This window comes from Pseudoalteromonas sp. SR44-5, from assembly GCF_014163675.1.
Lineage (GTDB): Bacteria > Pseudomonadota > Gammaproteobacteria > Enterobacterales > Alteromonadaceae > Pseudoalteromonas > Pseudoalteromonas rhizosphaerae.
The window spans coordinates 1-11,641 of sequence record NZ_JACJDT010000023.1 but is presented as its reverse complement, the minus strand read 5'-3'; the positions used below and the strand labels follow the sequence as shown (position 1 = coordinate 11,641).

Sequence of the window (11,641 nt, the reverse complement as noted above, 5' to 3'; positions counted from 1 at the left end):
AAACCAATGCAAGCATCGGTTTCTCGCCTCATAGGCGCAGTAATTTATTTGCTTTAGTTGAATGACTAAAACATCGAAAAAATTAGTAGGAAGAGTTAACTGAAGTAAGTAAGTACTGCACGGTATTGTAAGTTGGCGTCTTTCCAACCACTAATCCGTGATTTTTTACCTTCGTAGGCTACAAACCAAGGTAATGTTATTGGCGGTTCAAGGGGTTGTAAGTAAAGTTGGCGCGCAAGGCTAGGTACAAAAAACTCAAATATTGCCACATAACTTGGCTCAACTTGGCTTTGATACAGAAATAACGATGAATTACTCGCTGAAAAGCGTGGCTGTAAAGACTCAAACCCCGCGCCTTCTGTTTGTTGATCAGCCGCCGCAATTGGTATCTTCTTGGTAAAAGGGGTGCTATCTGATACTGAAGTATCAAATACCTTAACCTCTAAAACACTCAAATCAGATAACATCGCCGACTGAAAAAAAGCGGTAGGCTGGCTCACATTAGTCTCAGCGTTGCTCACAGCATTAGCCTGCACACTAAAAAGTGCAGTAAACAGCAGTAATACAGTAAGGACTAAGCGAAAACGGATCATTTTATTATCTAAATAGTAAGCTGGTATTATAAATGGGGAGTAATTGCCCTATTTCAATAGCTAATTTGCAATTGAACAAAAAAAACCGCAAGTAAAACTACTTACGGCCAAAAATCACAGTCGATAATTAAGCGACTTCAAGTGAGGACATGTCAATGACATAACGATGAGACAAATCACCTTCTTTTAAGCGTTCAAAAGCCTGATTAATATCTGCCATATTGATCATCTCTACTTCCGGTAAAATATTATGCAGCGCACAGAAATTAAGAATTTCTTGAGTTTGTGCAATACCACCAATCAAAGAGCCAGCCACGCGGCGACGCCCCAATAATAATGGCACCGAGTTTGATTCAGCCATCTCACCCACTTGTCCGACTAATACTTGAGTACCATCAATATCTAATAGGGGCATATAAGGGGTAAAGTCATGCTTAACTGGAATAGTATTAATGATCACATCAAACTGATTAGCGTATGCTTTCATGGCTTGTTCGTCTTTAGATACCAGTAAACCTTCAGCGCCATATTCCAACGCTTGCTGTTTTTTATCATCTGATCGACTAATAGCTGTCACATGGGCACCCATTGCCGCTGCGATTTTAATTGCCATATGGCCTAACCCACCTAAGCCAATAACGCCAACTCGGCTACCAGGCCCGACATTAAAAGTACGTAGCGGCGAATACGTGGTAATACCCGCGCATAAAATTGGCGCACACTTAGCAAGATCAAGTGATTCTGGAACGTTTAAAACAAACTCTTCGCGCACTACAATGTGTTTGGCGTAACCACCTTTGGTTGATTCACCAGTGATACGATCTTTTCCTGAATAAGTTCCGACCATACCTTCGCGACAAAATTGCTCTTCGCCTTTGTGGCATTGGTCACACTCAAGGCAGCTATCAACCATACAACCAACTGCTACATTATCGCCAACTTTGTATTTAGTCACTTTGCTGCCAACCTCATCGACACGACCGACAATCTCATGTCCTGGTATAATTGGGTAACTAGTACCACCCCAATCATTATTTACGGTATGTAGATCTGAATGGCACACCCCGCAATATAAGATTTCAATCGCAACATCTTCATCGCGCAAATCGCGTCTTTCAAAATGAAATGGCTCTAATGGCGTATTAGCTTGATTTGCTGCGTATCCGATAGTTTTCATCTGCTTTCCCTTCTTTGTTAAAAACTGAGTTTAATTAACCACTCTAAAACATTGTCTTAAGCTGCCTAAACTGTACTATGTGCTGTTAGTAGTATAGCCCTAGATACAAACTGTTAAAGTTTATACTCTAGGCTACTAGAAAAAGTTTAATGCAGACTTAATAGAGTTAGAGAAAATATGCGCGGAATGGGTAAACAAGAAGCAATAAAACATCATGATGCGATGAATTTAAAGCAAAGCATTGTCACCTTGTGGCCTTACTTAGTTGCTTTTAAAGGCCGTGTAACACTTGCAACACTGGCATTGATCGCCGCAAAGGGTGCCACTTTATTGATGCCATGGGCGCTGAAAGAAATAATCGACAGTGTTGATCCAAGTTTACAAAATATAGTCATCGTACCCATAGCTTTACTGTTACTGTATGGCGGACTACGTTTTGCGAGTGTGTTTTTTGGTGAAGTACGTGATGCGTTGTTTGGTCGTGTAACTGAACATGCTATGCGCCATATTGGCCTAAAAGTATTTAATCACCTACACAGCCTTGAGTTGTCGTTTCATCTTGATAGGCAAACTGGCGGCATTAGCCGTGATATAGAGCGTGGCACCAGTGGCTTAAGCTTCTTAATGCGCTTTTTAATGTTCAATATTGTGCCAACTTTATTTGAAATAGCCGTAGTTGCGATTATTTTTGCAACTTTATTTTCGCCGTGGTTTGCCGTAGTTACCCTGCTTGCAGTGGCTTTATATATTACCTTCACGGTTGTTGTAACACAGTGGCGCAACCGCTTTATTCGCGAAGCAAACCAAGCCGACAATAATAGTAATAGCCGTGCTATTGACAGCTTACTTAATTATGAAACCGTTAAATATTTTAATAATGAAAAGCATGAAGCACAAACTTATGATGGCTTTTTAGCTAGTTGGGAGCAAGCCCGGCTTAAAAACCGCTTATCGTTGCTTGCCCTTAATTCAGGTCAAGCCTTGATCATAGCAGCAGCGATCACCGCTTTAATGTGGCTTGCTAGTATTGAAGTGGTTAAAGGCACACTCTCTATTGGTGAGTTGGTAATGATCAACGCCTATATGATCCAATTATTTTTACCGCTCAATTTTTTAGGCTTTGTTTATCGAGAAATTCGCCGCGCCTTAACCGACCTTGAAAATATGCTCGGACTATTAACCCGTAAACCACTCATTTCAGATAAAGCAAATGCACAACAGCTCAATATACAACACGCTGATATAGAATTTAAAAACGTTAACTTTGGCTACCACCCATCAAGGCCTATCATTAAGCAGCTTAGTTTTTCTATAAAAGCAGGTAGTAAAATCGCGGTGGTGGGCGCCAGCGGTGCAGGAAAAAGCACCCTAGCCCGTTTACTGTATCGCTTTTATGATATTGACAGCGGTGAAATACATATTGATGGTCAACAACTTACTAGCGTCACACTCAACAGCTTGCGACAAGCGATTGCCATTGTGCCACAAGATACTGTGTTATTTAATACCAGCATTCGCGACAACATTGCTTATGGCCGTCCAGATGCTACAGCACAAGACATTGATAACGCTATTAATATGGCGCATTTACGCAGCTTTATTGATAGTTTAGATAAAGGTGATCAAACCCTCGTTGGTGAACGAGGTTTAAAAGTTTCAGGCGGTGAAAAACAACGCATTGCCATAGCCCGAACCATTTTAAAACGCTCCCCTATTATCATTTTTGACGAAGCAACATCAGCGCTAGACTCTCATTCCGAGCAAGCAATATTAAAAGCCATGTCTGCACTGGCCTCTAATCATACCAGTTTAGTTATTGCCCATCGCTTATCAACAATAACAGATGCAGACACGATTATTGTGCTCAAAGAGGGTCAGCTGATCGAGCAAGGCAAACATGATGAGTTACTTACCCTCAATGGTGAATACGCGCGCATGTGGGAACTTCAACAAAAAACAGCATAAACATGGAGACTCATCTTCGGCGCGGGATACACACTGTATGTCGCGTTGCTTGTTGTTTCACCTAACTGAGAAGTAATTCACCTCAAAAGTTTGTCTGTTTTTAGGTTATCAATAACAATCCGAGTTAGAAAAACGTGAGATAAAAATAATTAAATTACATTCAGGGAAATCCAATGAAGAAAACACTTATTGCAGCAACACTTGCTGCCACATTTCTGACCGGCTGTTCAGAGCCTAAAACAACACAAGCGCAACAGCAGCCTAGTGCCGAAACCCAGACAGCAAAAGCTGAATTAGGTAGCTTTGGGGTAGATTTAACAGCCCGCAATGAAGCCATAAAACCAGGTGATGACTTTTTCATGTACGCCAGTGGCACATGGTATGACAACTACGTTATGCCTGCCGATAAAACTCGCTACGGTGCATTTGCAGGATTGGCAGAGCGCAGCGAAGAGCGTGTTAAGGCAATTATTGAAGAGATCGCAGCCCGAAAAGATTTAAATACTGAAGAAAAGTTAGTTGCCGATTTCTATAACGCGTATATGGATACCGATACCCTTAATAAGCTTGGTGTGTCGCCAATTAAACCACTACTAACGGAAATTAGTAACGTTTCATCAACCGATGATCTAACCAAATTGTTTGGCCAATCGTGGTTAACGGGCGTTAACTCGCCTATTGGTGGTGGCATGTGGTTTAACCGCTTAGACCCAAATAAATATGAAATGTCATTAGGTGCTGGCGGCTTAGGTTTACCAGATCGTTCTTACTACCTTGAAGATTCAGAACGTTTTGTTAAAACTCGTACTGCTTATGTAGCCCATATTGCCGACATGCTTAAATTTGCAGGTGTTGACAATACAACTGAACGTGCTGAGGCAATTTTAGCCCTTGAAACCAAAATAGCACAAGGCCAGTGGCCACGAGAAAAACGTCGTAACCGCGACCTTACCCTAAATCAAATCGAACGCAGCGAGCTGAGCTCTAGCTATCCTGATTTTAATTGGGATCTGTATTTTGAACAAACAGGATACCAAGTACCACAGTTAAATGTATCGCAACCAGAGCCGATCAAAGCCATGATTGCATTGATCAATCAAGAAGATGTTACTGTATGGAAAGATTACTTAACCTATCACGCACTAAGCTCTAATGCAGAGCTACTGTCTGAAGATGTATTCAATACTAACTTCGCATTTTACGGAAAAGAGCTAAATGGCCAGCAAGAGCCTCGCCCACGCTGGAAACGCGCTATCAGCCAAATGTCGAGCACTGATTCATTAGGTTTTGCCATTGGTAAAGTGTATGTAGCACGCTACTTCCCTGAATCATCAAAACAACAAATGTCAGCATTGGTAGAAAACCTGCGAACAGCTCTGGGCGAACGTATTGACAACCTAGACTGGATGGGAGCAGAAACGAAAGTAAATGCCCGCGCTAAACTCGCTGCGTTTGTGCCTAAAATTGGCTATCCCGATGTATGGCAATCATTTGATGGTTTAAGCATAAGTAGCAATGATTTGATGGGCAACATCAAAAATACCCGCGAGTTTTTCCGAGCTGAAAGCGCTGCAAAAGAATTGCAAAAAACCGACCGTAACCGCTGGGGCATGACACCACAACGTGTTAACGCTTACTACAACAGTTCGTTTAACGAAATTGTATTCCCTGCAGCAATTCTACAACCACCATTTTTCGATCCTAATGCCGATCCGGCAGTAAACTATGGTGGCATTGGTGCCGTGATTGGTCATGAAATGGGCCATGGTTTTGACGATCAAGGCTCTAAGTCAGATGCTAACGGCGTACAACGTAACTGGTGGACAGATGCCGATCGTGCTGCATTTGATGCCAAAGCCGACCAACTTGCTGCACAATACAGTCAATACGAGCCAATCCCTGGTAACTTCGTTAATGGTCGTAATAGCTTAGGTGAAAACATCGGTGACGTGGGTGGGTTAGCAATGGCTTATCACGCTTACAAACTCAGCCTAAACGGTAAAGAAGCGCCTATTATTGACGGCCTTACGGGCGATCAACGGTTCTTCCTAGCCTGGGCACAAGTATGGAAAGAAAAACGCACTGAGCAAAGCATGTTAAACCAGCTTCGTGGTGGCACACATGCACCCGGTCGCTTTAGAGCACAAGCACCACGTAACCACGATGCATGGTACAAAGCATTCAATGTACAACCGGGTGATGCCTTGTATTTACCAGAAGATCAACGCGTACGTATTTGGTAATAACCCGATACATTTCGATTGAAAATATAACCCGCAACTGCGGGTTATATTTTTTGTGCTGCTTGCTCACTCAAAGCAACTTTAATTCCCACTGAATTCTGTATTTCCAAGCGAGTTGGGTATAGAATACGGCACTACAAAATTTATACTTTTAAAAACATATTTAAGGCGAAACGCAGATGGGAAGAGCTTACCAAAACAAAAAAGATTCAATGGCTAAGACTGCGGGTGCTAAAACTAAAGTTTACTCAAAGTACGGTAAAGAAATTTATATTTGCGCAAAAAATGGTGGTATTGATCCCGATGGCAACCTATCGCTACGTCGTTTAATTGAACGCGCTAAAAAAGATCAAGTACCAGCACACGTAATTGACCGCGCAATTGATAAAGCCAAAGGCGGCGGCGGTGAAGACTACTCAGCAACTCGTTACGAAGGCTATGGCCCTGGTAACTGCATGATCATTGTTGATTGCTTAACTGACAACAACAAACGTACCTTTGCTGATGTACGTGTATGTTTTACTAAAGCAAACGCTAAAATTGGTGCACAAAACTCGGTATCTCACTTATTTGATCATTTAGCTATTTTTGTATTTGATGGCGATGATGACGAAGCCGTGCTTGAAGCACTAATGATGGCTGACGTTGATGTTACTGACGTAGAAGTTGAAGCCGGCAAAGTCACTGTTTTTGCTCCGCATACTGAGTACAACAACACCCGTACCGCACTTGAAGAAATGGGCGTTACTGAGTTTGATGAAGATTTGATCTCTTTTGTGCCGCAAGTTGAAGCACCCATTGCAGGCGAAGACGTAGAAGTAATGGAACGCTTTTTAGCGATGCTTGAAGATTGTGACGACGTACAAAACGTGTACCACAACGCACAATTTTAATTTTATTGACTAAAATTATGACTAAGGCCAACTTGATTGGCCTTTTTATTTTCTTATTGTTAAACCCCTAAATAAATGGATTTGTATTTTGAATACCGTTGAACAGCTTCGTAGTGGTAAATTAGCTGGCACTAAACGTTTACAACTAGTTGAAGAGCTAACCACATTCCCAGACGAAATTTTTACCCTTGCAGATACCCTCGAAGTACTCGATTTATCAAATAATAATTTATCTGATTTGCCCGACGAATTTGCTAGTTTAACTAAATTAAAGCGGGTGTTTTTATCATTCAATCAGTTCCAGCATATTCCTGCTGTATTGGCAAAATGCCCTTCCCTTATTATGATTGCATTTAAAGGCAATAAAATCAGTGAATTTGCCGAGCATAGTTTGCCGCTTTCGACACAATGGTTAATTTTAACTGACAACCATATTGAACAATTGCCAGACTCTTTTGGTGAACTTACGCAACTGCGTAAACTTGCCCTTGCTGGTAATCGACTAACGACTTTGCCACACAGCATGCAGCAGTGCCAAGCGCTTGAACTCGTGCGTTTATCTGCGAATAACTTAACTGATGTTAATGACTGGCTGTTTGAATTACCAAAACTCAGTTGGCTGGCTTTTGCAGGCAATGACTTTAATAAAGCACAAAGTTTACAACAAGTTCAATTAGCAGCCGTACAACTAAACGAGTTTTCACTTGTTGAAAAAATTGGTGAAGGTGCGTCTGGGATTATTCACTTAGCACAGTGGCAGCACAATAATGTGGCGTTAAAACTGTTTAAAGGCGCGATCACCAGTGATGGCTATCCACTTGATGAAGTAAACTGTTGCTTGCAAGCGGGCGAACATAAAAACCTAATAAACGTTCTCGCCTATATCGATAACCCAGAGCAACTTGGTCTGGTTATGGAGCTTATCAGCAAGGACTATCAAAACCTCGGCTTACCGCCGTCACTTGATACTTGCACCCGCGATACCTTTTTTGAGCATACACAGTTTACTGCTCACGCCATTAAACACATAGCTAAGCAAATGGTCAGCACCCTTGCCCACTTACATATCAATAACGTAAGTCATGGCGATGTATATGCGCACAACACCATGATAAACGATGAATACACAGTATTGTTTGGTGACTTTGGCGCAGCAACTAACTTAGACTCTCTGACCGACTATCAGCGCCAACAAATGCAGCGTATTGAAGTCAGAGCGATTGGCTGCTTAATTGATGATTTACTGAGCGTGTGTTCTGAAGTTACGAGCGATGCAACACAGTTAACAACACTTGCTCAACAATGTATGAATGAAGATATGAGCCAACGACCAACTCTTAAAGCACTAATAGAAAAACTATAACTTTTATGCGCGACTCTACCTCTGAGTCGTGCTTTACCGCCTTGCTTTGCTACATAGCTATAAAATAAAACTGAATATAAATAAGCCTTGGTCTACTTATATGGCTTTCGTGTCTGGTATGCTTTTATACTATCAGTAACTTTACTGAGCTTTGGTCAAACTAATTCACCCAAAGCTCAGTTGGTTAATAAAATAGCGTTAATCAAGCGTTATTGTAATGACTTCGTTGGCAAATTCGCTATACACCACAAGGTGTTTTTCAGAAATAGTCTCAAAATGAAAGTCTTTCATTGAATAACTTTCCCATGACACATCATCTTTGAGCAAATACTCTTTATCCGCTGATAGGGCCCACAGCTGCCCCGTTGATTGATTAGATGACGCATCACCTACATAAACCAATATATAGCCTTGTTCACTCACAATAGGAGTTATTTTTTTAGTATTACTTCGTGCATAACTCGCAATTGTGCGCCATGTTTCATTATAAACTCTGATCGGTTGAGTGGTATTTAGCCGTGATTGCAACTGCAATTCAGACTGCTCTGTATCAGCCTTACGTAAATATTTAAGCACGGCATATTTTATCGATGCTGTCTCTACAAAATCACCCGCTAGTAAAGTATCTAAGTCGCCGCCAATCCAATCAGGAGTTGTTTGTCTTAACGCGGTTAAATCGAATGCAGTACTTGTCTCTACTTGTTCTCGTGTGAATTTAAACTGTTCAATACCACTGTCTTGGTTTGTAAATAAGAACTGGTTATTACCATTTTGCCAAATAGTAGCATTGCGTACATTATTCAATGAAAACACAGCGTCATCGCGCGCACTTGGTATGACGTCCATTACATTTATAAGCAACTGCTCATCAGTACCAAAACCTAGACCAAAAGTGATGTCATCATATTCAAAAAATGGTGTATGACTAAATGTACTGATCTGCTTACTCAATACAGTTCTCCCTCGGATCTGAGCATTTATGATCTGTATATACGATTTTGATGAAACCTCATTATTATCTTCAAGCGCTAGATAAAGGTCTTGATTATTCGCAATAAATTCACTTTTCAAAACCCCATTGTTGATTAGGTTAGATACAGCTTTCCATTTACCACTTTGCCAACTATAAACACCATCAGGAAAAGACGTTAATGCAAATAGTTTACCGCCTGAAATAGCTAAACTTGAAGCGTTAATATCATGGACTTTATAATTACCTAATTGGCCATTATTAAAAGAGGCTGAGTGTAATTTGTATTGCGTAGAGGCGCCTTCAGTAATAAACCAAACTTGCTCATCAAACCATAAATATTCAGATTCAATTAACCGCTCTTTGTAGGGGTTATCAAACAATAATTGCTGTTCTTGTTCACTAAACACCAAATACAATTTACGTTTTTCATACACCACAGTATAAGGACGGCAAGCTACTTTAAACTTAAGATTAGAGGAGTCATCAACTTCACAAATCTGTGGCCCGCCAAGCGCTGTAATTTCAGGCTCAATCATTGTAAGTGGTGGAACCGAGACTGGAGAGTCTTTTAACTGAATACTTTGCTCGCCATAACGAATAGTTACAGGATATGAATAAAGAGTTGTTTGTGCAAAACTCGCCTGAGAAGATACGCATTTAACAGCAAGGCTATAATTCAACGTTGTTGTATTGCTCAGCTGTGTGTCGCATGTGATACTTTCTGGTATAGCTAATAAGGTTGGTTTCACAAATGTTTTTGACGTTGCGCTCAGTTCAATAGCCTTGTCTGCAGTAAGCTTCGCTTTGTTATCCATCCATGACACTTCAAGTCCTGCGGCAACACCATTGGCTGTTATTTTGAGCGTAAACGTTTGCTCTGAAATAGCAGGTGGCTTTGTATCTTGACTGTCTCCAGAAGAGCCACCGCATCCACTTGCGGCTAAAATAGATAAGCTCACTAAAAATGATTTAAATTGCAAAATAGAATCCTTGTGTTTAATTAGTTTCAAAAAAGTCGCTACTAATACATATTCCTTCAGTTATCAATTATTACTACTAGTACCTTTTTTAGCAATATATTTTTGGTTATTATCTGTCCATACCAATACTCGATAAAATATGATCACTATCGAAAACACTAAATTGAAAGGATTCCCATATCGCGACTATTTTTGCTTTTTAAACGGAAACAGCTGCTGTTTTAACATCCCAGTTGGTACATAGTCCCCGACTACGCCATAAGCTTCTGGCCATTCTTGTTGGCCTTTTACGGCCGTGCCAAAAACATAATCTAAGAATGAAAAGTGCGCAGCATAATTACGGTCAATGGCCGCTTTATCTGAAGAGTGATGCCAATGATGAAACTGTGGCGTAACCAATAAATATTTCAACCAACCAAATTTCACCCGTACATTGGCATGGTTAAATACCGCCTGAAAACCCACGATTATCACATATAAGCTGATCACTTGCTGCGAAAAACCCAGCACGAAAATAGGCGTAAGTACTAAACTGCGCGTCACTAAAATCTCTAAAATGTGCTGGCGAGAGCCTGCAAGCCAGTCCATTTCTTTTGCACTGTGATGAATACCATGAAAACGCCATAAATAAGGCACTTCATGATAAGCGCGGTGTACAAAGTACTGCATCAAATCAGCGACTAAAATAATTAACAGCACTTGCAATATAAAAGGTAATTGACTGATGTAGCCCTGCACAGTGCTTGACACTGCCCAACCAAAACCATAGTGCACAAAGTGATTAGTCACTAATAACACAAACCCAATAATCAAATGGTTAACAAAAAAGTGGTTTAGATCACCGCGCCATTCACTGCGTAATATCTTTTGTTCTTTGCGGTGCGGTAACAGCTTTTCAATGAGAATAAATATTAAGGTTGAGCCCAATAAATCTAATATAAACCAGTCTAGGCCTATATAGGGGGTGTTATCAGCAAAATCATTCACCTCAACATTAGGGCCGCCAAACGCAATGGCCAGCACAATAAAAAACCACGCAGTTGCACCTAAACGTTTATTTTTGTTACGTACAAAGTTAAGTAACCCCAAACTACCGGCCACGATAAGCGCACCAAACATCAGTTGACGTAAAAATTCGACACTGTAGCTCTTTCTCAATTCCGGTGTGGTTAAATATTCTGGAAAATGAAAGGCGAGCACGCCTAAACAAGACAGCATAGCTAAAAAGCAGCCGATATAACCGCTAATATTACCTTCACCTATTTGTAGGTGGTTAGTACGAAACAGGTGAGTTTTTAGAGTATTTTTCATTAGTAATTCCTTTTATATCAATCGTGTTAAGTTACTGACCATTTATAGCGACAGATAAATACAGTGATAACAAGGCGTAAATTTTGACATGTAGTTGTTCTACTTGAAAAAATTATAACGCAGTTAGCGCTTTATTTAGCTCG

8 protein-coding genes are annotated in these 11,641 nt (G+C 40.7%); 4 read left to right on the top strand and 4 right to left on the bottom strand.

What is annotated here, in order from left to right; translation table 11 throughout:
• Positions 1–95 precede the first annotated feature (95 nt).
• Together H5154_RS13250 and H5154_RS13245 are read right to left on the bottom strand one after the other, a co-directional pair.
• The gene (locus H5154_RS13250) at positions 96–593 is read right to left on the bottom strand and encodes a hypothetical protein (protein WP_182718568.1); all 498 of its coding nucleotides are present in this window, start codon (positions 591–593) and stop codon (positions 96–98) included.
• Between the two features lie 127 nt (positions 594–720).
• Positions 721–1,770 carry an NAD(P)-dependent alcohol dehydrogenase gene (locus tag H5154_RS13245; RefSeq protein ID WP_182718567.1) on the bottom strand — a complete coding sequence of 350 codons (1,050 nt, stop codon included), beginning with the start codon at positions 1,768–1,770 and terminating at the stop codon, positions 721–723.
• 222 nt (positions 1,771–1,992) lie between these two features.
• Between H5154_RS13245 and H5154_RS13240 the strand changes: the two genes are divergently transcribed.
• The 4 genes from H5154_RS13240 (at position 1,993) to H5154_RS13225 (ending at position 8,234) form a co-directional block, all read left to right on the top strand.
• Positions 1,993–3,735: an ABC transporter ATP-binding protein/permease gene (locus tag H5154_RS13240; protein ID WP_182718598.1), complete on the top strand. Its 1,743-nt coding sequence runs from the start codon at positions 1,993–1,995 to the stop codon at positions 3,733–3,735.
• A 173-nt stretch (positions 3,736–3,908) separates the two neighbouring features.
• Positions 3,909–5,978, top strand: a complete 2,070-nt coding sequence (locus tag H5154_RS13235; protein ID WP_182718566.1) for a M13 family metallopeptidase — start codon at positions 3,909–3,911, stop codon at positions 5,976–5,978.
• Between the two features lie 179 nt (positions 5,979–6,157).
• The gene (locus H5154_RS13230; RefSeq protein WP_145233481.1) at positions 6,158–6,871 is read left to right on the top strand and encodes a YebC/PmpR family DNA-binding transcriptional regulator; all 714 of its coding nucleotides are present in this window, start codon (positions 6,158–6,160) and stop codon (positions 6,869–6,871) included.
• A gap of 88 nt (positions 6,872–6,959) precedes the next feature.
• Entirely contained in the window at positions 6,960–8,234 is a 1,275-nt protein-coding gene (locus H5154_RS13225; protein WP_182718565.1) for a leucine-rich repeat-containing protein kinase family protein, read from the top strand.
• A gap of 198 nt (positions 8,235–8,432) precedes the next feature.
• Here the strand turns inward: H5154_RS13225 and H5154_RS13220 are convergent, their stop codons facing one another.
• The gene (locus H5154_RS13220; protein ID WP_182718564.1) at positions 8,433–10,187 is read right to left on the bottom strand and encodes a hypothetical protein; all 1,755 of its coding nucleotides are present in this window, start codon (positions 10,185–10,187) and stop codon (positions 8,433–8,435) included.
• Positions 10,188–10,373: 186 nt separating this feature from the next.
• Positions 10,374–11,498, bottom strand: coding sequence for a sterol desaturase family protein (locus H5154_RS13215; protein WP_149982407.1), 1,125 nt, complete (start codon positions 11,496–11,498; stop codon positions 10,374–10,376).
• Positions 11,499–11,641: the final 143 nt, after the last annotated feature.